Here is a 26,908-nt window from a genome sequence, read left to right on the forward strand (position 1 = left end):
TTCTCCTCAGGATTTCGGGCTGGCCTGAACGGCTTTGACGAACTGGTTAGTCACGTAATCGCTGTAGTCGTCGTCCACCTGCTGCACTTTGCCCTGCTCTTTGAGGAACGCCGCGGTGTCTTTAATGGCTTTATCCACCGGCTTACCCAGCTGGGTGACCTGCTCGTCCACTGGCAAATAACGATTTCCCTTCACTAAATCAGGCACTTGCTCGGCCGGAACGCCACTCAGGCGCGACAAAGCATCAAGATTGCCTTTGTCCTGTAGCCACTTCTCTGGCTGTTGCAGGTAATCTCCCTGCGCTTTCAACGCACTGCGGGCAAACGCGGTGACAATCTCAGGATGCGCTTTAGCGAAGTCCTTGCGCACTACCCACACGTCGAGAGTTGGCGAACCCCATTTGCCGACCTGCGAGGAGTCTGTCAGCACCTTGCCGGTTTTCTCCAGCTCATTGACCGCCGGAGCCCAAACATAAGCGCCGTCAATATCACCTCGCGCCCAGGCGGCGGCGATGGCCGGTGGCTGAAGGTTCACGATGGTGACCTGTTTCGGGTCGATATCCCAATGTTTGAGTGCCGACAGCAGGCTGTAATGGGTGGTGGAGATGAAAGGCACCGCGATGCGCTTTCCAACCAAGTCTTTCGGGTCTTTAATCTCTTTCTTCACCACCAGCGCTTCCGAGCTACCCAGCTCAGAGGCAATCAAAAACACTTCAATAGGCAGCTTCTGGCTGGCGGCCACCGCCAACGGGCTGGAGCCGATATTGCCAATCTGCACATCGCCGGACGCCAACGCACGCAGCACGCTTGAGCCGCTGTCGAACTTGCGCCAGTCAACCTGCGCGCCGGACTCTTTGCCAAAACTGTTTTCCGCCTGCGCGACTTTCGCCGGCTCCGCCGACGTTTGGTAGGCCACGGTGACATCCGCCGCCTGTGCGCCAAAAGCCGTAAGACTCAAAGCCAGCGCCACGCCGTGTAACTTGAAAGAACCAAAGGTTTTGCTCGCCATAAGAAATTGCTCCGCACAGGATTTAAAGGGGGTTATCAGACCGTTTTGGCGGTTTGTCAGACAGTTTTAGCGGAGCCACAAAAGGATAGAAAGTAATTAGAAATTATCTTTAATTACTTTATGGAATATGAAAGGAATTTAAAAAGGCCTCCCGAGGGAAGCCTTTGACCAACAAGGAGGATCTTAATGCCAAATCAACAACACGCAGGCGGCGGTGAGCAGGCCCATGGCGACGTTGAAGGTGTACCAGGCGCGGCGGGTGCTGAGCAGGCGGCCAATTACGGTGCCGAATCCCAGCCAGATAACGCCTGACACCAGATTCACGATGAAAATCCCGACGCTGATGGCCGCGATTGAGTGGTTATATTGCGCGCCAGCCAGGCTAAAACTGGCGACCGCGCCCAGCCCCATCAGCCAGGCTTTTGGGTTGAGAAATTGCAGCAGCCAGCCCTGATACCAGTACAGCGGCTTCGGCGGTGCGGCGCCCACTTCTAATCTCTCATAAGCTGAAGTGGCAATTTTCCACGCTAGCCAGAGCAAATAGAGGCTACCGGCGATTTTGAGAAACAGGTGCAACGCGGGGTAAACCATAATCAGGCTGCCGACGCCAAATGCCACCAGCAGCACCACGCTTTGCATGCCAAGCATGATGCCGATTAACAGCCAAACTGAGCGGAAGAACCCGAAATTAGCGCCAGAGGTGGTCAATAACATATTGTTCGGACCGGGTGTAATAGCAGCGACCCACAAAAAGCCAAGCATTGAAAAGAATAAACTAGGTTCCATTAAGTTTGGGTACTCCACCCTGAAGAATATGCGTTAGGATTAAAACCTATCAGTGTGATTTAGCTCGCACAATCATTACTTATCAAAAAACATTATATCTTATGTATGAATCGTTCCAGCCTATTCGTGGGGCCGCAAACCCGCACCTGCAAACCATCCTGCCCCGGTTGGTTCGACGCCGCGTGCAGCTTGAACCACAGTGGCAGCGGCTGGACACGCCGGATGGCGATTTCATTGATTTAGCCTGGAGTGAAGACCCGGCGCTGGCGCAAGATAAGCCGCGCATGGTGCTGTTCCACGGGTTGGAAGGTAATTTCTACAGCCCTTATGCCCACGGGCTACTGCACGCGTGGCGCGAGCAGGGCTGGCTGGGGGTAGTGATGCATTTTCGCGGCTGTAGCGGCGAGCCGAATAAGCAGCAGCGCATCTACCATTCTGGCGAAACCGAGGACGCGCGCTTCTTCCTCAACTGGCTGCGCGAAACTCATGGCGACGTGCCAACCGGCGCGGTGGGCGTCTCGCTCGGCGGCAATATGCTGGCCTGTTATCTCGGGCAAGAAGGGGTTCGCTGCCACCTGAAAGCCGCGGTGGTGGTGTCAGCGCCGCTGATGCTGGAACCCTGCGCGTTAAGGCTTGAGCGCGGCGCTTCGCGCTTTTACCAGCGCTATCTGCTGGAGCAGCTCAAACTGAACGCCTCGCGCAAACTGGCGAAGTACCCCGGCACCCTGCCGGTTACGCTGCAACAGCTGAAATCCATTAAGCGCCTGCGCGAATTCGATGACGCCATTACCTCCAAGGCCCACGGCTTCGCCGACGCGCTGGACTATTATCGCCGCTGCAGCGGCATGCCGTTGCTGTCGCAGGTGCGCATTCCGCTGCTGATCATTCATGCCAAAGACGACCCCTTTATGACGCCGGAGGTGATCCCGCCGCTGGCCGATTTGCCGCCAAGCATTGAATATCAGCTGACCGAGCACGGCGGCCACGTCGGCTTTGTGTCCGGCAGCCTGCGCAACCCGCAAATGTGGCTGGAGCAGCGTATTCCGGCGTGGATCGCTCCCTATTTAACTGACTTTGATGCAAAGTCCTCCCTGTTTATTGGCAAGTAGCTTTAGGAAAGTAACTCGTGATTATTCCGTGGAAAGAACTGGACGCAGAGATCCTCACCAACGTGATTGAAGCCTTTGTACTGCGTGAAGGCACCGACTACGGCGAGCAAGAGCGCACGCTGGAGCAGAAAGTGGAAGATGTGCGCCGCCAGCTAAAAAGTGGCGAGATTGTGCTGGTGTGGTCAGAACTGCACGAAACGCTGAACATCATGCCGCGCGGCCAATTCCGCGCGGGGGATGAAGAGCGTCAAGATGAATGGAACTAGCGAAGTCAGAAACTGCTTGAGCGCCACGGACGGCGTTTAAATTTGTCACTCCCCGCCCTCGCCGCAAGACTGTTCGCCGCCTGCTGCGAGCGCACCATCACTTCCCGCTCATTGACCCGCGTCAGCTGGCCATTACGCAAAACCGGCTGGCCGTCGACAAACACGTCGGTGACTTCGTGGCCCAGCGCCGAGTAAACCAGCGCCGAAACCGGATGATGCACCGGCGTCATCGCCGGGTGGTTGGTGCCAATCACTACCACATCCGCCTTTTTGCCGACTTCCAGCGAGCCGATTTCATGCTCAAGGCCTATTGCCCGCGCGCCGTCTATGGTCGCCATCTCCAGCACCTTTTCGGCAGTCATGATGGTCGGATCGCGATGCACGCCTTTTTGCACCAGCGCCGCCATTTTCATCGCCTGAAACAGACTGTGGTTGTTGCTGCTGGCCGGGCCGTCGGAGCCTAAGCCAACCGTCAAACCTGCCGCCAGCATCTCGGGAATAGGCGCGACGCCGGAAGCTAAGTACATGTTGCTGCAAGGATTGTGTGAAATCCGCACGTCATAATGCTTCAACGAGCGGATGTCACGGCTGCTGCACTGGGCGCAGTGGACCGCCAGCACGTCGGGGCCGAGGAAGCCGATGTCGCTGAGAAACTCGGTATCCGTGCTTTGAAAACGCAGCTGCGACTGGGCAATCTCAAAATCGGTTTCCGCCACGTGGGTGGTGATCAGCGCGCCAGTTTCATTCGCCAGCTCACGGGTGCCGCGCAGCACTTTTTCGTCCAGCGCCCAAATCATGCTTGGCGCAATGCCGACCTTCACCCTGCCGCCTTCGCGGTTGTAGTGATAAATCAGCTGGCGGGCGTCGGCCAGCGCCGCCTCGGGCGTTTCGATTAGCTCGGTGGGAATGCCGTGTTCGGCCCCCGCCGTGATAAACCCGCGACAAACGCGACCACGAATGCCCGTCAGTTCAAAGGCTTCCACCACTTTGGCGGTCAAGCCGGGGCGCGGATGGGCATACATGAAATCCACCAGCGAGGTGACGCCGGAACGCAGCGACTCCACGCAGCCGTGCATGGCGGCGGCGAACACGTCCTCTTCCGTCAGCTCCACCGCGCTCGGCCCGGTCATGCAGGTGAACCACTTTTTCAGCACCATGTCATCGCCCAGCCCTTTCAACAGGGTCTGGAACAGATGGGTGTGGGTGTTGACCATGCCGGGAATGATGATGGCGTCGCGGCAGTCCAGCACTTCAGACTCAGGATGGCTGGCGACCAGCTGCTGGCGCGTGCCGATCGCCCGAATTCTGTCACCTTCAATCAACAGGCTGGCCTGCTCCAACACATCGCGCTGCGGGTTCATGGTGACCAGCCAGCCATCGGCCAAAATATAAGACATTTACTCTCCTGCCGATTAAGCCGAAAGCTGGGTAAGCAGCTGGTCAGAATCGGTAACAAAACCAAAGCATTGGCGAACGTTGTACAAGGTGGCGTCCAGGCAGTATTGCGGCGAGGTAGTGGCGCAGCAGTCCTCCAACAGCAGGCAGTCGTAGCCCTGGAAGTTGGCGTCCTGCAAGGTGCAAAGCACGCACTGGTCGGCATTCACTCCGGCGAACAGCAGCGTGGTGACGTTGAGATTGCGCAGAATGCTGTCCAGCTCGGTGTCTTTGAAGCCGGACATGCGATATTTATCCACGCTGATATCCCCGGCCTGCTTGGGCAGCTCGTCCACCACGGCGGCGGCCCAGCTGGCGTGTTGCAGCACCGGCGCACCGGAAACCGGCAGCGGATCGCCCAGCCCCACGCCTTCTCCCGTCGGCTTGTAGACGTGCAGCACGGCCGGGCTGAGGTTCAGCTTGTCGGCGCGGTTGCCCCAGTTGAGCCAAATCACAGGAATATCCGACTGGCGCGCCACCGGCAGCAGGCGCTGCAAAGGCGCAATCGGGCCACGCGCGGGGGTGACGTCGACGCCAATATGCCCCAGCCAGCCGTCGGGATGGCAAAAGTCATTTTGCATATCGATGACAATCAGCGCGGTACGCTGCACGTCGAGCCGAATCTGCCGGTCGCCGTCAGCCACCGTGATGGTCTGCGGCGGCACGGCGTCGCGCACTAAATCCACCTGCTGCGCCGAGACGTGCCACTGGTTGCGCGGGCTGGCCCCTAAAGGAATTAAATCAGACTGCCGTGAACTCATGCCGCCTCGCTCCCCGCCGCCCCGCTCAGAATGCGCAGATCTTCTTCGTCCAGTTCGACCGGCTCGCCGCCGCGGATCAGTTCGGCAAAGCCTTCATTCGGGGTCATCACCGTCAGGGTATAGAGCTTCGAGGTGCCGGTATTTTGAATCAGATGCTCATTGCCCGGCGCGAGCAGCAGCGCGTCGCCCTGCTTCAGCGCCATCTCTTTGCCGTCGCAGCGCGCAATACCTTCGCCGTGCAGCACGTAGAAAAACTCGTGGGCGGTGGCGTGCTCGTTCGGCGGCGTCGCGCCACCGACGTTGAAAATCTCAATCACGAAGATGTTTTCAATCTGATCCTGCTCATGGTCGAACAGGATGGCGAAGTAGTTGGTATCTTTCGGGCTGATACGAAAAGCCTGTGCAGACTTGACGTTGGTACCACGGAAACTGTGCAACATAGTGACTACTCCTTGCGATAGGGCTGGGTCAGTGCGCCCGGCTGAACGGTTTTGCCGACGATGCCGGACATCGCCAGAATGGTGAGTAAGTAAGGCAGGGCCAGCAGCACCTGCGCCGGAAGCGCGTTGTCGAACAGCTGCAAAGAGAGCTGCAGCGCGTCGGCAGCGCCGAAAATAAAGGCCGCCAGCAGGGCTTTAACCGGGCTCCAGCGGCCGAAAATCACAATCGCCAGCGCGATAAACCCCTGCCCGCTGACAATGTTGTCGCGAAACAGGCCAATCTGCGCGGTGACCAGATAGCCTCCCGCCAGCCCTGCGCCAAGGCAGGAGAGCATCACGCCGTAGGTTCTGACTCGCTGGACATTCAGCCCGGCGGCGTGGGCAGCACGCGGGTTCTCGCCAACGGCGCGCAGCGTTAGACCAAAGCGCGTGTGGAACAGGCCAATCTGCGCCACGGCCACCAGGATCAGCGTCAGGTAGAGCGGCCAGGGCTGATTAAAGAAGATTTTCCCCACCACCGGCAGCTGCGACAGGCCGGGGATCGGCAAGGCGTTGAACATGTCGATGGTCGGCGAGGTGGCGTTGCCCATCACCAGACTGTAGACATAGGTGGCAATGCCCGCCGCCAGAATATTAAACACAATGCCGACCACCACCTGACTGGCGAGCGCCCGCAGGTAGAGGAACGCCAGAAACAGCCCGACGATTAAGCCACCCACGCCACCGGCGAAGAAGCCGAGCACGGTGGAGCCAGACCACACCGCCACCAGATAGCTCGACAGCGCGCCCATCAGCACCGTGCCTTCAATGCCGATATTCAGCACCCCGGAGCGTTCGGCGTAGATTTCCCCCAGCGAAGCCAGCAGGACCGGCCCGGCGAGGCGAACCGCCGCGGCTAACCACGTGATGAAAAATGCAGTGTCCAGATGCGCCCACAGACTCATGATTTGTTCTCCGTGGCGGCGGCCAGCGGGGTTTCTGCCCGCCCCGGCCAATTAATTCGGTAATAGCGCAGAATGTCTCCGGCGAGGATCAACAGCACCACTAGGCTTTCCAGAATGAAAATCACCGAGGTCGGCAGGCCGGTCTGGCGCTGCATCGCGCTGCCGCCGACTTCCAACCCGCCGTATAAAATGGCCGTCGGGATCACCACCAGCGGGTTCAGGCGCGCCAACAGGGCCACGACCACGCCGACAAAGCCGACGCCGCCGGCTAATCCGTCCATCAGGCGATGTTGCACGCCGAGCACCGCGCACAGCCCGGCCAGCGCGGCCATGCCGCCACCGAGGAACACGGCCAGCATCTGGCGGCGCACCACATTAATGCCGCCATAGCGCGCGGCTTTCGGGTTCAGGCCGCTGACAATCATTTCGTAGCCGACCGGCGTGGCGCGGATCAGCACCCACACCAACACCGAGCAGACCAGCGCAATCAGCAAGCCCATATGCGCGCGCATGCCGGGTAAAATCATCGGCAGCCAGCTTTCCACCGGCAGACGCGGCGTCTGAGGCAGATCCCCCGGCGCACGCATCGGGCCAGAGACTAAGTATTGGATCAGGAAGGCGGCCACGTAGTTGGCCATCAGCGAGATAAGCACGTCATTGCCGCCGAAGCGCACGCGCATAATGCCGACGATGCCCGCCCAAATCGCCCCGGCCGCAAAGGCCGCGACAATCACCACCGGCCAGAAGGCCCACGCGGGCAGCATGAAGGACATGCCCTGCGGCGTGCCCCCTAGCGCGACATAAGAGGCCGCGGCCGCGCCCACCAAGAAGCAGCCTTCAAAGCCGATATAACCCAGCCCGCCGCGCCAAATCACGATGGTGGCCTGAGCAATTAAAATCAGCGGCGTGGCCTGTACCAGCGTCTGGCTAAAGCCGCGCAGCGAGCCAAAAGCCTCGGCGAACAGCGAGCCAAATGCCGATAACGGGCTGGCGCCAAAGGGAATAAACAGTAAACCGGCCAGCACGAAGGCGGCGACTAGCGCCAGCGCCGTGGTGAGCACCAGCGAGAGGGTGGAATCCACCGGCGCGTGGCGGCGCGCTAAGAATGCTTTCATGACGCCTCCTTCAGACTGCTGCCCGGCTTGAGATTTGCCAGCTTGCCACCGGCCATCAGCTCGCCAATTTGTTCAGTAGTCGCCTCGGCGGCGTCCAGCACCCCGGCGATTTGCCCGGCGTACATCACCGCGATGCGGTCGGATAAATTCATAATTTCTTCCAGTTCGGCGGAGATCATCACAATCGCACAGCCCTGCTGACGTGCTTCCAGCAAGCCTTGCCACACCGCTTCCACTGCGCCAACGTCCAGCCCGCGCGTCGGCTGCTCAACCACCAGCAGCCGTGGGCGACGCAGCACTTCGCGGCCTAAAATCAGTTTTTGCAGGTTGCCGCCGGAGAGCTTTCCAGCTTCAAAATCGAGATCCGGCGTCACTACGCGGAAGTGGTTCACAATCTCCTGCGCCTTGGCGGCGATGGATTTTTTGCTGAACAGCCAGCCGCGCGCCCGCGCATGTTGCCGGGGCGCGCCGAGAATGGCGTTATCACTGATCGACATGGAAGTGACAGAGCCGACGCCACGGCGGTCTGCGGGAATAAAACCGATGCCCGCGCCGCGCCGCTGGGCGGGCGTGAAATCGGAGATATCGACGCCGCCCAGCACAATGCGCCCGGCCTCAATGGGCCGCAGGTTGAGCAAGGCGTCGGCCAGTTCTGACTGCCCGTTGCCGTCAACCCCGGCGATACCGAGGATCTCCCCAGCGCGGACTTTCAGCGCCACGCGCCAAATTTTCTGATTTCCGGCTTCGTCGCGCATGGCGATGTTGTCGATATGCAGCACCTCTTCGCCCGGTGTCTGCTGGGGCTTTTCCACCCGCAGCAGCACGTCGCGCCCTACCATGCGGCGGGCTAAATCGGTTTCTGAGGTCTGTGTGACAGCGACGCTTTCGACCATTTTCCCGCTGCGCATTACGCAGACGCGGTCGGCCACCGCCATGATTTCATACAGTTTATGGGTGACGATCACCACCGAGCGGCCTTCGGCACGCAGCGAGTCCAGCGTGGCAAACAGCCCCTCTTTTTCGCGCGGCGTCAGTACCGCCGTCGGCTCGTCGAGAATGAGCACTTTGGCATCGCGGTAAAGCAACTTGAGGATCTCCACCCGCTGCTGAACGCCAATCGGCAGATGTTGGATCTTGGCCCAGGGGTCAACCGCCAGCCCGTGTTTGTCCGAAATCTGTTGCAGACGCCTGGCGGCGGCATGCAAGTCCAGATAGCCGCTGCGCGTCTCTTTCAGCCCTAAAATCACGTTTTCCACCACGCTCATCGGCTGAACCAGCATGAATTCTTGGTGAACCATGCCGATGCCAAGCCGAATCGCGTCGCCGGGGTCCTTAATACTGACCCGACGGCCTTCTACCAAAATATCCCCGGTGTCGGCCTGATATAAGCCGTACAAAATTTGCATCAACGTACTTTTGCCTGCGCCGTTTTCCCCGAGCAGGGCGACAATTTCACCGGCCGCAATGGTCATATCGACCTTATCGTTGGCCCGAACCTTGCCGAACTGTTTACAGATACCGCGCAGTTCGACGACCGCGTCGGTAACGGAGGTGGATAACGTCATGCAACTTCCTCAGGCTTTTATTTCGCTTTAATCAAACTGGCAACGTCGATACTGCCGCTGGCCAGCTGCGCCCAGATGTCCTGAAACGTCGCCCAGGCCGCCGCGCTAACTAACTTGCTGTTGTATTTGTCACTGCCGTACAGCGGCAGCCAGGCGTCAGAGACTTTTGGCTTCCACTCCTGCCCGCCGAGAAATTTCTTGTCACGCACGCTGTGCGCCACTTGTTCAACCACCCACGGCAGGTTGGTTTCGAAGCTGGTGGCGACGAAATCTGGCGCGATGCTTTTCTGGTCGGAATAGCAGCCGATGGCTTTCACCTTGGCCGCCGCCGCGCCCTGAATCGCGCCTAAGCCGGTGACATCCGCGCTGTGCCAAATGACGTCCGCGCCGTTGCCAATCATGGTGCTAGCAGCCTCGCGGCCCTTGGCGGCGTTGTCGTAATCGCCGGTGACGATGCCCAATCCTTTGATTCCCGAGCGAGTTTTCTCTGCTCCGGCAATAAAGGCGCGCATCATGCCCTGCTGGGTCGGGTTATCCCCGCCGCCGACATAGCCCACGGCTTTGCCTTTTTCGGAAATCAGCGCCGCCAGCGCCCCTGCGCCATAGGCCGCGTTCAAGTAGGCCAGATCAACGAATTCCACGTTGTTCGGCGCTTTTTCCGACGGCTTAAAGGTAGTGGCGAAGAAGTAGGTGTCCGGATATTCCGGCGCAATTTCATTGAATGCCGAGCCATATTCGAAGCTGTGGCCGATGATCAGGGTGTAGCCGTCATCGGCATAACCCCGGATCACCTGCTCCATCTGCGCCTGCGGCACGCTTTCGCTGCTGGCGACGTTGAATCCCTGCGCTTTCAGGTTCTGCAAACCCTGATAAGCCAGCTGGCTCCAGCCGCCATCGGCCACGGAACCCGGTAATAACAGAGCAACTTTTATGGTTTCACCCGCAGCAAACGCCTTGCGGGACATCAGTGGTGCAGCCAACGGAATCAACATCATGCTTGCCAGCGCTTTGGCAAAATTACGGCGCGATAAACCAGACATAGCCTTTACTCCCCCCGATAACAGTCCTTCATTTATGCCGCTTAATTCGTTACCTTAAAAGCACAGTTTTTCGCACTCTGCGATGCCTTTAAAGCAACGCTCTTCGACGGAGAAGTTCTTATGTTGCAGCACCGGCTGTTGATGTATCTCGATCAGGTGGCGCGCGCCGGTTCTATTCGCAAAGCGGCGGCCCGTTTGCATATTTCGGCTTCGGCAATTAACCGCCAGATACTGGCCTTGGAAGATGAGCTGGGCACCCCGCTGTTCCAGCGTCTGCCGCGCAAAATGGTGCTGACCGCCGCCGGAGAGGTGCTGATCCACCACGTTCGCCAGACCTTTAAAGAGCTGGAGTGGGCGCAGGTGAAAATCGAGGAGCTGAAGGGGTTACGCCGTGGCGAGGTGACGGTGGCGATGATGAGCGGGTTGGCGGCCAACCTGATCCCGCGCATGGCCAGCGAGTTTCGCCGCGCCAACCCACGGGTGAAACTGATCCTGCGCCAGCTGACCAGCGGCGATGACATTATGTCAGCCGTGGAATCGGGCGAGGCTGACCTCGGCCTGGGCTTTGATTTCGTGCTGCCGCCGACGCTGCGAGTGCTCTCCAGCGCCGTCGGCCGACTGGGCGCGGTGGTCGCGCCGGGCCATCCGCTGGCGGATAAAACCAGTTTGCGCATCAGCGACTGCATTGCCTATCCGATTGTTATCGCAGATAAAACCACCGTGATCCGTCCTTACCTGAATGACGTATTCGCCAAGGCGCTGGTGACGGCGCACCCGGTGATTGAAACCAATTCGATAGAAGTGATGCGCCACGCCGCCATGGAAGACCAAGGGCTGACCTTCCTAACGCCTTTTGATATTGAGTTCGACCTGCGCGCCGGGCGGCTGATGTACATTCCGGTGCGTGAGCTAGGCCAGCAGACGCAGAAATTGATGCTGATAGGACACGATCGTGGCACCAGCGCCATTGGCAGTGTGCTGGCGGAAACGGTGAAGGGCATGATGACGCAAACCGCCTGACGGGGCTGCGTCATCAAAAAGAGAGCGGTTATGGCTTGAAGCGCGTCGCCTGCGTCACGGCGCTAAGTGGATAGTCATGCACCTCCTGCGCCAGTCGCACCAAGGCCTGCGCGGCGCGTTCTACTTCAACTTCGCCGCGCTGGGCGTCGGCGGCGGCGGCATTGCCGGTGACGCCTGCCGGGTGTAAATCCTGCGCCTGCCAGCCAAAGCTGACGCCGCCCTCTGGGGTCAGAATGCCGCCCCGCGCCGCCAGCGCTTCCGCCGCCGAGGTAAAGTTTTCGGCCTTGTCCATCGCCACTAAGTCGGGGTGCAGATGCAGCATCACGCTAGTTTCTGATTCGCCGCCGTGAATGCCGAAGGCGCGCTCGCTGGGGCTGTATAAGTCGGAACTGTCGAAGGTGGCGAACCAACTGGCACCCACGGCGAACATTCCTAACTCAATGCGCAACTGGCGGCAGACGATTTCCATCAGCTGCGGCTGGCCGCCGTGGGAATTCCAAAAAATCAGCTTTCGCACCCCGGCGCGCCATGCGCTTTTTGCCACTTCAAACCATACTTTCCCCAGCACCTCGTAAGGCAGGCTTAAGGTGCCGGGGTATTCAAGATGCTCGTCGGATTTGCCAATCGGCAGCGCGGGCAGCACCAGCACCGGCAGGTCAGCGGGCAGCAGCTCTACCGCGCGGGAGACAATTCCGGCATTGATCGCGGCATCCACGCGCACCGGCAGATGCGGCCCGTGCTGCTCCACCGCGCCAATCGGCAGGATCGCCACCAAATTTTGCATATCAAGCTGGCTGAATTCCAGCGTGGAGAGGTCCCACCACCAGCGGGATGACGGCATGTTCATAGGAAATGCACTCCGAAAAAAGTGGCAAATTATTCGTTCAGTCTAGAGTAAAGCGGTGGAGATTAAAGCATCAAAAAAGTGCCATTGCGTTGCGTTTAGGGCATCACTCTGTGCAAAACCGCCATCTTTTGGTCAGCCGCCGTTTGATCAAAGATTGTCGGCGGGAAACTTGTCGCTAAACGCATAAACATGGTAACAATGGGATTAATTATGCGCAGCGTTGACGCAAGGTTTGCATCTGAGAATAGACCGACGCACGTCTGCCAGCATCATCTTTACGGAGAAAAGCGCACATGTCAGCTAAACACCCAGTTATTGCCGTGACCGGCTCCAGCGGCGCAGGAACTACCACCACCAGTTTGGCGTTTCGCAAGATTTTCCAACAGCTTGGGCTGCGTTCCGCCGAGCTGGAAGGGGACAGTTTTCACCGTTTCACCCGCCCGGAGATGGACGCCGCCATTCGTAAGGCGCGCGATCAGGGCCGCCATATCAGCTACTTCGGGCCAGAGGCCAATGACTTCGCCCTGCTCGAGCAAAGCTTTATTGAATATGGCCGCTCGGGCAGCGGGCGCTCGCGCAAGTATTTGCATACTTATGACGAAGCCGTTCCCTACAATCAGGTGCCCGGCACCTTCACGCCGTGGCAGGCGCTGGCCGAACCCACCGACGTGCTGTTCTACGAGGGGCTACACGGTGGCGTCGTCGCCGACAAAATCGACGTGGCGGCGCAGGTTGATTTGCTGGTTGGCGTAGTGCCGATTGTTAACCTTGAGTGGATCCAGAAACTGGTACGCGACACCGGCGAACGCGGCCATTCGCGCGAAGCCGTGATGGACTCTGTAGTGCGTTCGATGGATGACTACATTAACTACATCACGCCGCAGTTCTCCCGCACCCATATTAACTTCCAGCGCGTGCCGACAGTGGACACCTCCAACCCGTTCGCGGCGAAAGCGATTCCGTCGCTGGATGAGAGCTTCGTGGTGATCCACTTCCGTGGGCTGGACGACATTGATTTCCCTTACCTGCTGGCGATGCTGCAAGGCTCATTCATTTCGCACATCAATACGTTGGTGGTGCCGGGCGGCAAGATGGGGCTGGCGATGGAGTTAATCATGGCGCCGCTGGTGCAGCGCCTGATGGAAGGGAAGAAAATCGAGTAGCCGGGCTTAGTCCTGATTGATCAGCAGATGGCGGATAAAGCCCACGTGCAGTTTAACGCCAATCTGTAGCACCTCTTCATCCAGCTTAAATCGCGGGTGATGTACATTGTACGTCGCCCCAATAGCCTCATTGCCGCTGCCGATAAACAGGAAGCAGCCCGGCACAACCTGCTGATAAGAAGAGAAATCTTCGCCACCAAACAGCGGATGTTCAAGCTCTCTTAACGCTCCCTGCCCCAGCGTGTTGGCAATCACCTGCCGCGCTACCGCGCAGGCGTCCGGGTGGTTATCGCCATTGACATAGCCGGGCGTCCAGCGAATTTCATGTTTCGCGCCATAGGCCGAGACGATGCCCGCGATGGTCTGCTCCATTAACCCCGGCACCACCTGACGCACGCTGCTGTCGTGGGTACGCAAGGTTCCGGCAAGCCGCGCTCGCTCGGGGATCACGTTGTAGCTTTCGCCACCTTGAAAAGTAGCAACCGTCAGCACCGGCACGCGCAGCGGATCCAGCCTGCGCGATACCAGCGTTTGCAGCGCCATCACCACTTCCGCGCCAATCACTACCGGATCAATGCACAGCTGCGGCATCGAGCCGTGGCCGCCCTTGCCGTGGATAACAATGTCGAAGTTGTCGCTGGAGGCGCAGAACACGCCCTCTTTCAGGCCGACCTCCCCCGTCGGGTAGTTGGGCATGACGTGCAGGCCGAAGATCTGGCTCACGCCGTCCAACACGCCCAGATTTACCAGCTCCTGCGCGCCGCCCGGCGGTAGCTCTTCGGCATGCTGGAAGATGAAACGCACCGAGCCGCGCAGCTCAGACTGGCACTGGCTCAGCACCCACGCCGCGCCCAGCAACATCGCCGAGTGGGCGTCGTGGCCGCAGGCGTGCATTACGCCCGGCACGGTGGAGCAGAACGGCTCGTCGGTTTCCTCCTGAATCGGCAAAGCGTCGATGTCGGCACGCAGGGCATAAGTCGGGCCGGGATACGCCCCGCGCAGCTCCGCCACCACGCTGTTTGGCGTCAGCCTTCTCAGCTCGAGATGCCCGAAGGTCGCCAGCTCATTGGCGATGTAATCCGCCGTGGCCTGCTCCTGAAACGATAGCTCAGGGTGGGCATGGATATGCCGACGCCAGGCGATAACTTTCGGTTTTACTTCTTCCAGCAGGCTTTCAAAATGGATCGTCATCATCTCTTTCCTTAAATGTTGTCGTTAAGCCGCATCGCTAACCAACGGGCGCGTGGCCTTGGCTAGCGGCAGGATCACCACGCCCGCAACGACCATCGCCACGGAGAGAAAAATAAAGGGTGAAAGGTAACTTTGGGTCACGGTTATCAGATATCCCATGACTATCGGGGCGACGAAGCCACCCAGCGTGCCGCCGGTGTTGATGATGCCCATGGCGGCGCCCATGACGTCCGTCGGCAGGCGTTTCATCGGCAGGGTAAACACGGTGACGAACGATGCCATCAGGAAGATGTAGCCGAGGAATAAAAACAGCCCGGCGGTCATCGCCGACGAGGTGGTATACACCAGCCAGATGCACAGCGCGCTGAGCATGGAGCAGCTAAACACCACCTTCGGCTCTTTGCCCTGCATATAACGCCCCACCAGCCAGCCGGTGGCCAGCGAGGAGATCCAGATGCCCAGCCCGCCGGTGGCGACCACTAAGCCGGAGGTTTCCAGCGACATGCCGCGATGCTGCACCAGATATTTCGGCAGCCACGCCATCAGGCCGTAGGAGGGAATGTTGATGCAGAAGATGGAAATAAACAGCAGCACGACGATGGGATTTTTGAGCAAGGCGCGATAACTGCCCTGCGCCTTATTTCGCGCCGAGCTGACCGCCTGTTCGGCCTTCGGCACAAAAATCACGATGCAGATCGCCACCGCAAACGCCAGCAGGCCCAATACGGAAAAAGAGCCACGCCAGCCCAGTGAGTCCAGACTATAGACCGCGATCAGCGGCCCGGCGGTCATCGCCAGCCCGGCGGAGGAGAGCAGGATGGATTGCGCAAAGGTGCGCTGCTCGAGGGCGAAATTCGCCACCACGGCTTTGGCACATGACGTTGGGTAACCCGAATGACCCACGCCCGCCAGAAAGCGGAAGCAAATCAGCAGCCCGAGGCCAAACCCGAGCAGGCCAAAGCACAGCGCGAAGCCGCCGAGCATAAACAGGGAGAGGATCAGTACCTTTTTAAAGCCGATACGGTCGTTGAGCCAGCCCGCAGGAATTTGGAACAGAGAATAAGCCAGAAAGAAGATGCCGGTGATATACCCCAGTTGTTCGGGCTGAAGATTGAATTCCTTTTCGATTGGCAATAGCGCAAAACCAATAACGGTTTTGTCGATATAAACCAACACATAACCTATAAACAGCAAGAAAATCATTAAAGAACGATTTTTCACAGCTGATATCCTTTTTGTTATACCCATGAGGCACTTATCACGAGGCGTGAAAGCTCAGAAATGCGACCTGCGTCACTTTATGAATAAATAACAACTAGTTAGACGCTTCGCTCTGAACCTATCAGCTTTATTCTTGCGCCATAAGATGCAATTTTCAGCAGTGTGATGCTTTTTTGGCATAGGGGACCAGGGATGAAATATCTTCCAAAATTACAGCAGTTGAGAACTTTCCAGCAGGTGATCCGCAGCGGCAGTATTCGCGGCGCGGCGCGGGCGATGAATCAATCCCAGCCTGCGGTAAGCCGCGCTTTGCGCGAGCTGGAGCAAGTGCTGGACACCCAGCTTATCGTGCGCGGCAATCAGGGGATGGCGCTGACCGAAACGGGCCGCGCTTTTGCCCAGCGTATGCAGTTTATTCTTGAGGAGCTGGAGCGAGCCGCCGCCGAGATTCAGCAGATGAATCACTTTTCGCAAGGTTCGGTAGCCATGGGCTGCTCGTCGCTGCTGGCCCTGACGGTCTTTCCGCCTCTGGCCGACAGCTTTACCGAGCAGTTCCCACAGACCAAGCTGCTGGTGAAAGAGGGGCAGCTTTCTATGCTGCTTCCCGCCCTGCGCGAGGGGCGTCTCGACTTTGCCGTCGGCAGCGCCGGGCCGGGATTGCCGCTGGAGGATTTGATTCGTGAGCCGTTGTTTCGCGCCCCCTTTGGCGTGCTGGCGCGGCGCGGGCACCCTCTGGCACAGGCGAAAACCTTAGATGAGCTACAGGGCGCGCGCTGGGTCTTTCCTGAAACGGATATGGGCTATTACCGACAGCTACAGTTGACCATGGCGGCGTTTTATCAGGCTGGCCCGGCACCGTTGCGCACGGATTCCGTGGTTTGCGGGCTGAATATGGTGTTGCAGTCGGATTATCTTACCATTGTGGCGCGCGCGATGTACGCCCCTTTCCATCTGGAGGACAAACTCTGCTTGCTGGACATTGATACTCTGCCGGAGGCGGAATACTGCGTATTTTATTCGCAAAAATCGCCGCTAACCTTTGCGGCGCGGCGATTCTTAGAGTTATTGCGGCTGAAGTGTCAGCAGTACCCTTGGTAGAGGTTACTCTGCTTCGACGATTTCAAAGCTGTGGGTGATGGTGGCGGCTTTGCCCAGCATCAATGAAACAGAACAGTATTTTTCAGCGGACAGCGCCACGGCGCGCTCGACCACTTTGTCGGTCAAATCTTTGCCGCTGACAATAAAATGCAGGTTGATGCGCGTGAACAGGCGCGGTGCTTCTTCGCGGCGTTCTGAGGTCAGTTTCACTTCGCAATTGTGCACCTCGTTGCGACCTTTTTGCAGAATCGACACCACGTCGATGGCGCTGCAACCTCCCGCAGACATCAGCAACATTTCCATCGGGCTTGGGGCCTTGTCGCCCGCATTGCCGTCCATCAGAACCTGATGTCCAGAGGCGGATTCACCCAAAAATGTCAGCCCTTCAACCCATTTTACCCGTGCCTGCATGTGCCTTACTCCTGATGCGTTTATGAAGCAGAATTTTCCCTCAGACTACTCTTTTAGAAAAAAACCGGCAACGTAACCCGATCGCCATCATGCTGAAGCGAGACAACAGAAGACACCCGCGCAAACCTGTGCTACAAACAAAGCCGTTACACACTGTTTCAGTAAATTGCGGTGATGGGTTTGTGGTTTTCACTCTGAAGCCACGGTGTTAACAGAAATATTCAGATTCTTGTTTCACTCCGACTCCCGCTTGCAGCATTGCTGGACAGTTCATATGCTAAAAGGGCGCGTATTTAAAGACGCCGTACAGGGAACTCTGAGCCCTGTGATTTTGGGCAGCGATAACAACAGAGGATAATAGCAAATGGTTCTCGGCAAGCCACAAACAGACCCTACTCTCGAATGGTTCCTGTCTCACTGTCATATACATAAGTATCCTTCTAAAAGTACGCTGATTCACCAAGGTGAAAAGGCCGAAACGCTTTACTACATCGTGAAAGGGTCGGTTGCCGTCCTGATTAAAGATGAAGAAGGCAAAGAGATGATACTGTCCTACCTGAATCAAGGTGACTTCATCGGCGAGCTGGGACTCTTCGAAGAAGGTCAGGAACGTAGTGCTTGGGTTCGTGCAAAAACTGCCTGCGAAGTGGCTGAAATTTCCTATAAAAAATTCCGCCAGTTGATTCAGGTTAATCCGGACATTCTGATGCGCTTATCCGCTCAGATGGCGACACGCCTGCAAGTAACCTCTGAGAAAGTCGGTAACCTGGCCTTCCTCGACGTTACCGGCCGTATCGCGCAGACCTTGCTGAATCTGGCAAAACAACCGGATGCGATGACTCACCCAGACGGGATGCAGATCAAAATCACTCGTCAGGAAATTGGCCAGATCGTGGGTTGCTCCCGCGAAACCGTTGGTCGAATTCTAAAAATGCTGGAAGATCAGAGCCTGATCTCCGCTCACGGTAAAACGATTGTCGTTTACGGCACACGTTAATTCCCTGAGAAACGGCGCGGCAGGCAACTGTCGCGCCGTTTTTATTGGAGCCTAGGGAGACTGATTGATAGTGCGTGTTAAGCAGCAACGCATGAGATTGTGGCGTCGGTTTTTCTATCATCCCGAGGTCAACTACGCGCTACGCCAGACGCTGGTACTGGCAATTCCGGTCGCTATCGGCTGGATGTTCGGCCAGTTGCAAATGGGCCTGCTGTTCTCGCTGGTGCCCGCCTGCTGCAACATTTCTGGTCTGGATACTCCCCACAAACGCTTTTTCAAACGCCTGATTGTCGGCGGCTCTCTGTTTGCATTCGGCAGCGTCATGCTGCAACTGATGCTGGTCGACTGGCATATTCCCCTGCCCCTTATCATGTTATCGCTGGCGCTGATTATTGGCGTGACCGGCGAGATTGGCCCCCTGCACGCGCGTTTACTGCCGGGTGCGCTGGTGGCCACCATTTTCACCCTGAGCATGGCCGGGCTGGTGCCCATCTGGCACGCGCCTCTGCTGTATATCGTCGGCACCGCGTGGTACGGACTGTTTAACTGGGTCTGGTTTCGCCTCTCTGAAGAGCAACCAATGCGCGAAACCCTCAGCCAGCTTTATATCCAGCTGGCCGACTATTTCGAAGCCAAATACAGCCTGCTCACCCAACACACCGATCCGGAAACCGCGCTGCCGCCGCTGCTGAAACGCCAGCAGCAGGTGATCGACCTGATCGCCCTGCTCTACCAGCAATTGCACATGCTGCCGCAGCAGGGGCATCACCAGCACAAGAGGCTGTTTCAGCGTTTTCAGGTGGCGCTCGACTTACAGGAGCACATCGCCGTCAGCCTGCATTTGCCAGAAGAAGTGCAGAAGCTGGTGGAAGAGAGCCACGCCGAGGCGGTGATTCGCCGCAATGCGCAGGTGATCGCCACCCGTCTGCGAGTGATCGCCGATGACATTCTCTATCACCGCCGCTCAGACCGTTTCAACATGACCAATGAACTCGCGGCGCTGGAGAAAATTGCCTCGCGCTATCGCGATAACCCGGTCGGCCAGTTCTGCTATTACCACTTTAGCCGGATTGCTCGCTTGCTGCGCACTCAGCGCCCACTCTACCGCCGCGACCTAATGCAGACGCAAAACCGCCTGCCGTTCTGGCCTGCGCTGAAAAGCTATCTCTCTTTTAAATCCGCCGCGCTGCGCAATGCCGCCCGGCTGGGCGTGATGCTGGCTATTGGCAGCAGTCTCGGGCTGTTTTTCAATTTGCCGAAGCCCTATTGGATTTTGATGACGGTGATGTTGGTCAGCCAAAACGGCTACAACGCCACGCGGGTGCGGATCCAGCACCGTGCGCTCGGCACGCTGGTTGGTTTGCTCGTCGCATCAGGGCTATTGCAGTTGGAGCTTCCCGAAAGCGTTACCCTACTGAGCATGCTGGTGATCACCGTGGTGTCTTACACGGTGCTGCGCAAGAACTACGGGCTGGCGACCATTGGTATTACGGTCACGGCAGTGTATACCCTGCAACTGCTGGCGATGAACGGCGCGCACTTCCTCGTGCCAAGGCTCATCGACACCCTGATTGGCTGCGCGCTGGCCTTCGGCGGTACCCTATGGCTATGGCCGCAGTGGCAGAGCGGGCTGTTGCGGCAAAATGCCTATCAGGCGCTGGAGAGCGACCAAACCGCCATCCGCCTACTACTTGAAGAAGATCCCGAGCCGGAGAAACTGGCCTACGCACGCATGAAGGTCAATCAGGCGCACAACGCGCTGTTTACCTCATTAAATCAGGCCATGCAGGAGCCGGGCTTTAACTCGCGCTATCTGGCCGATATGCGTCTGTGGGTGACCCACAGCCAGTTTATCGTCGAGCATATCAACGCCATGACCATTCTGGCCCGCGAACACTATATGCTGACCCCGCAGTTGGCGATGGATTATCTACAGCGTTGCGAAATCGCGCTGCAAAGCTGTCAACAGCGCCTGACCTACGATGGCCCAAGCAGTGAAAACAGCCTGTTCGCCGCGCCCGAGTTGCACCCTGACATGCCGATAACCGAGATGGAACGCCACCTGCGCCGCGTGCTGTCGCACCTCAGCGTGATGCACACGATTTCTTCACTCGCGTGGAAGCAGCGCCCTCATCATGGGGTTTGGTTGACGAGGCGCGTCAAAGCACGCCTTTAAAGTCGAAACATTGCGTTGCCGCCAAAACCTTGCGTTGCCACGCAAACTGGCCCAGAAGGCGCGTAAGCGCGCGCCCTCTGGACTCCCGCGCTTTTTATCGCTGTGTGATCGAGGCTGCGCAGGGTTGGAATGGACGTGTTTTAGCAGCCGCAGTGATCGTCGCGAAGTGCCGCCGCTTAGGCGGCTCCCTCAGTTCGGGTTTCGAGCCTAAGGTCTCGAACCACTCCCTCGGCGTCACTTCTTAACGCGACCTACTGGCATTTACACCGTGCCGTTTCATATAGTTTTTGGTTCGTTTGAACTTGCTCCTCCCCTAGTTAGGGGAGGAGCAGAATAGCACCCCACTGAAACGGCACGGTGTTGAAACCAGTAGGCCGCGTTCAGAAGTGACGCCGAGCAAGAGGTGGAAAACCGCGTGGTTTTTTACGCGGGTTGTAATCCCGCAGCGAGGGAACCGCCTAAGCGGCGGCTCTTCGCGGCTGTCACAAAGGTGCCTGAAACATGTCCATTCCAACCCTGCGCAGCCTCGGTCTTCCAACAGCGAAAACGCAGGATTCCAAAGGGTTTCGTTTAAAACCCTTTGGGCCAGTGTGGGCGGCGAGCCCACGGTCTTGACCTTAAAAGCGTCCGGCTCGCCTACGCCAGCACCTTCCTAATGGCCTGCTTAAAGCGCTCCATTCCTTCGCTGATATCAGCAAACTCAATCACCAGCGATGGCGCGAAACGGATCACGTTCGGGCCTGCGATTAGCATCATGAGTCCGAACTCGGCGGCGGCTTTGTGGAAATCACCGGCGCGGTTTTTATAGGTGTCGGCAAGCTCGGCGCCAATCAGCAGCCCCTGCCCGCGCAGAGATTTGAACAGGCCGAACTCTTCATTAATCGCTTCCAGCGCCTGAATGAATTTCTCGCGGCGCTCCGCCACGCCCGACAACACCTCTGGCGTGTTGATAATGTCTAGCGCCGCACCGGCCACGGCGCAGGCCAGTGGGTTGCCGCCGTAGGTGGTGCCGTGCTTGCCCGGTTCCATGACTGACGCCACTTCTTCCGTTGCCAGCATCGCGCTGACTGGGAAACCGCCGCCCAGCGCTTTTGCGGTGGTGATAATGTCCGGCTTCACGCCGTAATGCATATAGCTGAACAGCTTGCCGGAACGGCCCATGCCGGTTTGAACTTCGTCGAGCACCAACAAGGCTTGATGCTTATCGCACAGTTCGCGCAGACCTTGCATGAACTCTTGCGTGGCAGGCGTAACACCGCCTTCGCCCTGTACCGGCTCGACTACGATGGCGCAGGTGTGGTCATCAATCACGGCTTTAACGGCGTCGAGATCGTTGAAAGGCACATGGACTATGTCGGCAGGTTTTGGACCAAAGCCGTCGGAGTATTTCGGCTGCCCGCCCACGGTAACGGTAAAGAAAGTGCGGCCGTGGAAGGCGTTGTGGAAGGCAATGATTTTGCTTTTATAAGGGCTGTGGCGATGCGCGGCGTAGTAGCGTGCCAGCTTAAAGGCGGCCTCGTTGGCCTCGGCGCCAGAGTTAGCAAAAAATACGCGATCGGCAAAGGTCGCGTCGATCAGCTTCTGCGCCAGTCGTAATGCCGGTTCATTGGTGAAGACGTTACTCACATGCCACAGGGTTTCACCCTGCTCATGCAACGCTTTCACTAACGCCGGATGGCAATGCCCCAGCGCGGTGACCGCAATACCGCCCGCAAAATCAACATACTCGGTACCCTGCTGATCCCAAACTCGGCTGCCTTTCCCCTTCACCGGGATGAACTGCGCTGGTGCATAAACCGGCAAAATAGTCCGATCGTGATCTTGACGCGTTACCGCTGATTTTTCCGCCATTATTTACATCCCCTTCAAGACGTTGCCCGATATCACTTGTTGCGTATCAGCATGATGCAAAGAGATTCACAGCCGCACAGCATGTGAAAATATAATCATAAAATATGCATAATAAATCACCCACAAGCAAACGGAAATCTGCTCTGGCGGATAAGAAATTGTCTCGGGGAAGTTAAGCTATTAAATCTTAAGAAAATTATCCAACAGCTGGTGGCCCTGTTCGCTGAGGATGCTTTCGGGATGGAACTGCACACCGTGCAACGGAAGCTGCTTATGGGCGATGCCCATGATCTCATCGGGATGACCATCGCGCTCGGTCCACGCCGTCAGGGTAAAACAGTCCGGCAGGCTTTCAGGGGTAACAATAAGTGAGTGATAGCGGGTGACGGTCAGCGGGTTGTTCAAACCCCGAAAAACGCTTTCGCCGCTGTGGCGAATAGGCGAAGTTTTGCCGTGTACCGCCTTTCGGGCACGCACCACGCGGCCACCAAAGGCCTGCGCCATAGCCTGATGCCCAAGGCAGACGCCCAGAATCGGCAGCTTTTGGGCAAAATGGGTGATGGCGGCGAGGGAGATGCCCGCGTCGTCCGGGGTACAAGGGCCTGGCGAGATAACCAAGTGGGAAGGAGCCAACTGCTCAATGTCTGTCAGGCTGAGTTGATCGTTACGCTTAACTAAAACGTCGGCACCCAGCTCGCAAAAATATTGATACAGGTTGTAGGTAAAGGAGTCGTAGTTGTCGATGAGCAGCAGCATGTCAGAGGTATCCCACTGATAAGTAGAAACATTCAGCTTTATCTACACTCAGATATCTACAGCAATCCACGCAATTCATTTTCGACCTGGCTTTTACCTAAATAAGTGCGGGCATTCTTGCACAAGCAGAAGGTATTGTGAAACCAGCCAGGCCGCTTCGCGTCAGATTATTCGACTAGGGCGCAGGAATGGCTCCCCCCAAGGTGATCACTCGATTGGCGGAAGCAATCGTCGATGGCCGGTGCGCCACGATAATGCGAGTGATCTGCAACTGGGAAATCGACTTATTAATGATCTCTTCGTTGTCCAAATCAAGATGGCTGGTCGCTTCATCCATAAAGATGATATTCGGCTTGCGATACAGTGCGCGGGCAATTAACAGCCTCTGCTTCTGCCCGCCCGACAGCCCGCTGCCCAGCTCGCCAATCAACGTCTCATAGCCCATCGACATCTGCATAATTTCATTATGAATGTTGCAATATACCGCGCAAGCCAGCATCAGTTCACGGTCCGGCTCCACATCAAAACTGACGATATTGTCGGCAATGGAGCCGGAAAACAGCTTATCTTCCTGTAACACGCAGGAAATGCTTTCCCGGTAGTTGTTCACGCCAATCTTATTAATGTCGAGGCCATCGGCCAGCACCGTCCCCTGACTTGGAGGCAATAAGCCGGTCATCACCTTCAGCAAGGTGGTTTTACCTACCCCCGATGGCCCGACAATCGCCACGCTATCGCCGGGTTCAATGTTGAAACTCAACTCATTGAATACCGGGCGAGATAAATCGTCATACTGAAAACCGAGCCCTTTAACTTCAAAAGAGATGGGCTTGTTTGGCGGGAAGACCTGACGCGCCGGCGCCTCTTGCTCAGCCTCAGTAAAGACAATGTCGGAGATCCTGTCGTTATGTAGCGATAACATGCGCAGCTGTAGGAACAGGTCAATAAGGTTGGAAGCGCGGCCGGAGAACTGCCCACGGTAGGCATTGAACGCCATAAACATCCCCAACGTCATGGCATTATCCACCACCATCGCGGCACCGAGCCAGAGAATAGCCACCTGATCAATGGCGGTAATAAAGGTATTAATACCGCCAAACAGCATGGTGAATCGGTTGAGGCGGATGCCGGTATTGGTAGCATCAATATTCAGATTCAGCCAAAAACGCGAACGTTTGTGGTTCAGCCCCAGCGCCTTAATGGTGGCCACCCCGTAGAGGGTTTCCATAAAGTGGGAACCCGCCTTGGCATCTTTAACAATTTTCTCTTCCGACAGTCGACGGTAAAAATCATACGTTGCCAGACGCATGATGGCGTAAAGGGCGGTGAAGCCAACCACCACCCAACATAGCCAGCCGCCGTAGGCCACCATCATCCCAATCAGGCCAATAGTCATGATGCCATCAATCACCCCACCGATAATGCTGTTGGTGAAAGTGCTGCGGATGGTATCTAGCGAGCTAAAGCGTGACTGAATATCGCCAAGATGGCGCTTCTCAAAGAAAGAGAGTGGCAGGCGAATCAGGTGATCGAAGAAGGAGTTTTTCCATTGCACATCAATCAGCGAGCCGATAACCAGCGACACCCAGCCGCGCAGCATGCTAACAAAGGAGCTAAAAATAATGGCCGTGAGCAAGCCGATACAGATAACCGAAAGCAGGCCGAGGTCCTTGGCCTGAATCACATGGTCCATTACTAGCTGCGTGCCCACTGGCGTCAGCAGGTTGATGGCTTCAATCACAATTGAGAGGAAGAATATCTTGGTTAACGCGCCCTTCAAACCGACGACGCTTCTTGCTAAATCCAGCAGCTTGACGCGGGTTTTCAGCGTCTCTTTTTGAAACTTACTGTCGGGCCACAATTCCAGGGCTACGCCGGTAAAATGCTTAGACATATCCTGATGGGAGATAACCCGCTTACCAAAAGCCGGGTCGTGAACCACATAGCCAGAGCGTTTCACTGCCACCAATACCACGAAGTGATTCATATCCCAGTGCAATATGCATGGCAGTTTAAGCTGTTTAATTTCATCCATATCAAGCGCCAGCGAGCGGCTTTTTAAATTCACCGCCGTGGCTGACTGGACAATCGCATTTAAGGTCGCACCCTGGCTGGAAACTGAAAATTTCTGGCGGAAATTAAACATGTCGATATTCAGGCCATAATAGCCGCAAACCATCGCCAGACAGGCCAAACCGCATTCCGACATTTCTGTTTGCAGAATATGCGGAACCTTTCTTTTCATCCCAAAGTTCAGCTTTTGGATGATGTAGTTAAATGTATTATTTTTCATCAACTGGGCCAGTTACGCTGTCTTTAATATTATAGAAAGGGGTGAACATCCACTGATATAAAGGCCGTTTTTCGAGGAAGACAATCGCTCTGGCTTTTAAACCATGGGATAAATACATCATCTTGCCTTTATCGCTAAAATCGGTTCTATTGATGGAAACCAAAACTTTATAATAATTATCCGTCAGCTCCCCTTTGGGGTCCGTCAATGCAGTACTGTATTGACCCAACTCCTGTTTGGATGCGGGCAATTTAGAAATAAGATCAATGATGCCGGGGAACTGCCCAAATTTTTCTGATGGAAATGCGTCATAGCGGATATTAATTCCGTCACCAGTTTTAATATAAGGCAGACTGCTGCTTGGCAACCAAAGGAGAAGATAATATTTAATATCTTTAACCGGCATTATTTGCGCCAGACTGTTACCTGAACTGACCATTTGCCCGGTCGTCACGCTTAGCGATTCCACGATGCCCGCTGATTTTGCACTGACAATCACGCTTTCGCCGGCATCAGATTCAATCATCTTTCGGCGCAGATCGTTTAATTGAAATTCGTTTTGCGAAATTTGGTTATCAATGTCAGCTATCTGCGTTAACAGGTCGCTCTCTATTTTAGCCACTTGCAGCTCTTCCTGAATTGCCTGACTGTTTAAATTTTGATAAGTGCTTTGCTGCTGGTAAAACTGACTGCGGTGGTTATTAAGTTGATCTTTATTGATTAAACCGCGAGTCAAATATTCTTCATAACTTTTCAGACCTTGACGCATGTTTTCTACGCCCCGGCGCGAGCTTTCGACTAATCTGCGGGTTTCTTTATTAGATTCGGTATATTTTTTCAGCTGGCTCTTTAAGTTCTCAGCGGTAACATGCCGGTTTTGCTTCAAATGCGCAGTAATTGCTTCAAGATTAACGACCTGTTTTTCAAGAGCAATTTTAGTTTCAGCGCTAACATTGCCTGATGAGGTGGTATGAGAGAGATCAATGGCGTAGATAGGGTCGCCTTTTTTGATTTCATCTCCCACTTTGACATAAGTCTTGGTGATGTATCCCTGTTGTGGCGCATAAATATTGACGGAATGGGGCAGCGTGATCACTTCACCACTGACATCGATTCTTCGTGAATACTCACAAAAATAGAGAAATCCGCAAATAAAAATGATAAATGCTAATGCAATAAGACTGATTAACCATGGAGAGGCCCCTGCGAGCAACAAGGCTTTACCTTCCCATTGCTGCTTCTTATTTTCTAAGGCTTCTTGTCGGAAGATTCCTTTCCTGTTCATTACATCCCTTAATGTCAGCGCAAAAATGCATCCATGTATTCTTCTGTAATAGCCATACTGCCGCGATGATAGTCATCCCAGCACTAAGTCAATAATTTTTACTACTAATCTTCATATAATATCCTTATTAA

Annotated in this window: 24 protein-coding genes; 7 read left to right on the forward strand and 17 right to left on the reverse strand. The window is 56.3% G+C overall.

The genetic code is table 11. The features are described 5' to 3' along the window. Positions 1–6: 6 nt before the first annotated feature. Positions 7–1,008 (reverse strand): taurine ABC transporter substrate-binding protein, encoded by a 1,002-nt coding sequence (tauA, locus tag V2154_RS20015; RefSeq protein WP_353503565.1) that lies wholly within the window; start codon positions 1,006–1,008, stop codon positions 7–9. Between the two features lie 183 nt (positions 1,009–1,191). After that, entirely contained in the window at positions 1,192–1,794 is a 603-nt protein-coding gene (locus V2154_RS20020) for a LysE family translocator (RefSeq protein ID WP_353503566.1), read from the reverse strand. A gap of 101 nt (positions 1,795–1,895) precedes the next feature. On the opposite strand from V2154_RS20020, the gene V2154_RS20025 reads away from it, so the two are divergent. Continuing rightward, a complete protein-coding gene (locus V2154_RS20025; RefSeq protein ID WP_353503567.1) occupies positions 1,896–2,903 on the forward strand; it encodes a hydrolase in 1,008 nt (335 codons plus the stop codon). Positions 2,904–2,920: 17 nt separating this feature from the next. Beyond that, a complete protein-coding gene (locus V2154_RS20030; protein ID WP_034793736.1) occupies positions 2,921–3,169 on the forward strand; it encodes a YheU family protein in 249 nt (82 codons plus the stop codon). Between the two features lie 5 nt (positions 3,170–3,174). Here V2154_RS20030 and V2154_RS20035 read toward each other — a convergent pair whose 3' ends face one another. Genes V2154_RS20035 through V2154_RS20065 form a run of 7 tightly spaced genes read right to left on the reverse strand, consistent with a single transcriptional unit; the run spans position 3,175 to position 10,468 of the window. Then, a complete protein-coding gene (locus tag V2154_RS20035; RefSeq protein WP_353503568.1) occupies positions 3,175–4,566 on the reverse strand; it encodes an amidohydrolase family protein in 1,392 nt (463 codons plus the stop codon). A 15-nt stretch (positions 4,567–4,581) separates the two neighbouring features. Beyond that, positions 4,582–5,364, reverse strand: coding sequence for a cysteine hydrolase family protein (locus tag V2154_RS20040; RefSeq protein ID WP_353503569.1), 783 nt, complete (start codon positions 5,362–5,364; stop codon positions 4,582–4,584). Next, positions 5,361–5,804, reverse strand: coding sequence for a cupin domain-containing protein (locus tag V2154_RS20045; protein WP_353503570.1), 444 nt, complete (start codon positions 5,802–5,804; stop codon positions 5,361–5,363). Before V2154_RS20045 ends, V2154_RS20040 begins: the two co-directional genes overlap by 4 nt. Positions 5,805–5,809: 5 nt before the next feature. Continuing rightward, positions 5,810–6,748, reverse strand: coding sequence for an ABC transporter permease (locus V2154_RS20050; protein ID WP_353503571.1), 939 nt, complete (start codon positions 6,746–6,748; stop codon positions 5,810–5,812). Further along, on the reverse strand, positions 6,745–7,863 hold the full coding sequence (locus V2154_RS20055; RefSeq protein WP_353503572.1) for an ABC transporter permease: 1,119 nt from the start codon (positions 7,861–7,863) through the stop codon (positions 6,745–6,747). The genes V2154_RS20050 and V2154_RS20055 overlap by 4 nt, the downstream gene beginning before the upstream one ends. Beyond that, positions 7,860–9,428, reverse strand: coding sequence for an ABC transporter ATP-binding protein (locus V2154_RS20060; protein ID WP_353503573.1), 1,569 nt, complete (start codon positions 9,426–9,428; stop codon positions 7,860–7,862). The genes V2154_RS20055 and V2154_RS20060 overlap by 4 nt, the downstream gene beginning before the upstream one ends. A 17-nt stretch (positions 9,429–9,445) precedes the next feature. Further along, on the reverse strand, positions 9,446–10,468 hold the full coding sequence (locus V2154_RS20065) for a BMP family protein (RefSeq protein WP_353503574.1): 1,023 nt from the start codon (positions 10,466–10,468) through the stop codon (positions 9,446–9,448). Positions 10,469–10,588: 120 nt separating this feature from the next. Here V2154_RS20065 and V2154_RS20070 point away from each other — a divergent pair, with 120 nt between their 5' ends. Continuing rightward, complete coding sequence (locus V2154_RS20070; protein ID WP_353503575.1) at positions 10,589–11,488, forward strand: LysR family transcriptional regulator; 900 nt, start codon at positions 10,589–10,591, stop codon at positions 11,486–11,488. A 28-nt stretch (positions 11,489–11,516) separates the two neighbouring features. Here the strand turns inward: V2154_RS20070 and V2154_RS20075 are convergent, their stop codons facing one another. Continuing rightward, the gene (locus V2154_RS20075) at positions 11,517–12,335 is read right to left on the reverse strand and encodes a creatininase family protein (protein WP_353503576.1); all 819 of its coding nucleotides are present in this window, start codon (positions 12,333–12,335) and stop codon (positions 11,517–11,519) included. Between the two features lie 293 nt (positions 12,336–12,628). Here V2154_RS20075 and V2154_RS20080 point away from each other — a divergent pair, with 293 nt between their 5' ends. Next, positions 12,629–13,498, forward strand: a complete 870-nt coding sequence (locus V2154_RS20080; protein WP_034793756.1) for a phosphoribulokinase — start codon at positions 12,629–12,631, stop codon at positions 13,496–13,498. A 6-nt stretch (positions 13,499–13,504) separates the two neighbouring features. Here V2154_RS20080 and V2154_RS20085 read toward each other — a convergent pair whose 3' ends face one another. After that, positions 13,505–14,692 carry an amidohydrolase gene (locus V2154_RS20085; RefSeq protein ID WP_437342013.1) on the reverse strand — a complete coding sequence of 396 codons (1,188 nt, stop codon included), beginning with the start codon at positions 14,690–14,692 and terminating at the stop codon, positions 13,505–13,507. A gap of 21 nt (positions 14,693–14,713) precedes the next feature. Next, complete coding sequence (locus V2154_RS20090) at positions 14,714–15,910, reverse strand: MFS transporter (RefSeq protein ID WP_353503577.1); 1,197 nt, start codon at positions 15,908–15,910, stop codon at positions 14,714–14,716. A 192-nt stretch (positions 15,911–16,102) separates the two neighbouring features. On the opposite strand from V2154_RS20090, the gene V2154_RS20095 reads away from it, so the two are divergent. Then, positions 16,103–17,008, forward strand: coding sequence for a LysR substrate-binding domain-containing protein (locus tag V2154_RS20095; RefSeq protein WP_353503578.1), 906 nt, complete (start codon positions 16,103–16,105; stop codon positions 17,006–17,008). A 3-nt stretch (positions 17,009–17,011) separates the two neighbouring features. Here the strand turns inward: V2154_RS20095 and V2154_RS20100 are convergent, their stop codons facing one another. Beyond that, positions 17,012–17,419 carry an OsmC family protein gene (locus V2154_RS20100; protein WP_185689089.1) on the reverse strand — a complete coding sequence of 136 codons (408 nt, stop codon included), beginning with the start codon at positions 17,417–17,419 and terminating at the stop codon, positions 17,012–17,014. Positions 17,420–17,783: 364 nt separating this feature from the next. Here V2154_RS20100 and crp point away from each other — a divergent pair, with 364 nt between their 5' ends. Then, positions 17,784–18,416, forward strand: a complete 633-nt coding sequence (crp, locus tag V2154_RS20105; RefSeq protein WP_034793770.1) for a cAMP-activated global transcriptional regulator CRP — start codon at positions 17,784–17,786, stop codon at positions 18,414–18,416. A 97-nt stretch (positions 18,417–18,513) separates the two neighbouring features. Continuing rightward, positions 18,514–20,592 carry a YccS/YhfK family putative transporter gene (locus tag V2154_RS20110; RefSeq protein ID WP_353504038.1) on the forward strand — a complete coding sequence of 693 codons (2,079 nt, stop codon included), beginning with the start codon at positions 18,514–18,516 and terminating at the stop codon, positions 20,590–20,592. Positions 20,593–21,228: 636 nt separating this feature from the next. Here the strand turns inward: V2154_RS20110 and argD are convergent. The 4 genes from argD to V2154_RS20130 all read right to left on the reverse strand — a co-directional run bounded on the left by argD (position 21,229) and on the right by V2154_RS20130 (position 26,777). Continuing rightward, positions 21,229–22,446: a bifunctional acetylornithine/succinyldiaminopimelate transaminase gene (argD, locus tag V2154_RS20115; protein WP_437342043.1), complete on the reverse strand. Its 1,218-nt coding sequence runs from the start codon at positions 22,444–22,446 to the stop codon at positions 21,229–21,231. A gap of 177 nt (positions 22,447–22,623) precedes the next feature. After that, positions 22,624–23,199 (reverse strand): aminodeoxychorismate synthase component II, encoded by a 576-nt coding sequence (locus V2154_RS20120; protein WP_353503580.1) that lies wholly within the window; start codon positions 23,197–23,199, stop codon positions 22,624–22,626. Positions 23,200–23,374: 175 nt separating this feature from the next. Then, complete coding sequence (locus V2154_RS20125; RefSeq protein WP_353503581.1) at positions 23,375–25,492, reverse strand: peptidase domain-containing ABC transporter; 2,118 nt, start codon at positions 25,490–25,492, stop codon at positions 23,375–23,377. Further along, complete coding sequence (locus V2154_RS20130; RefSeq protein WP_353503582.1) at positions 25,482–26,777, reverse strand: HlyD family secretion protein; 1,296 nt, start codon at positions 26,775–26,777, stop codon at positions 25,482–25,484. Before V2154_RS20130 ends, V2154_RS20125 begins: the two co-directional genes overlap by 11 nt. Positions 26,778–26,908 lie beyond the last annotated feature (131 nt).

This window comes from Ewingella sp. CoE-038-23, from assembly GCF_040419245.1.
Taxonomy (GTDB): Bacteria; Pseudomonadota; Gammaproteobacteria; order Enterobacterales; family Enterobacteriaceae; genus Ewingella; species Ewingella allii.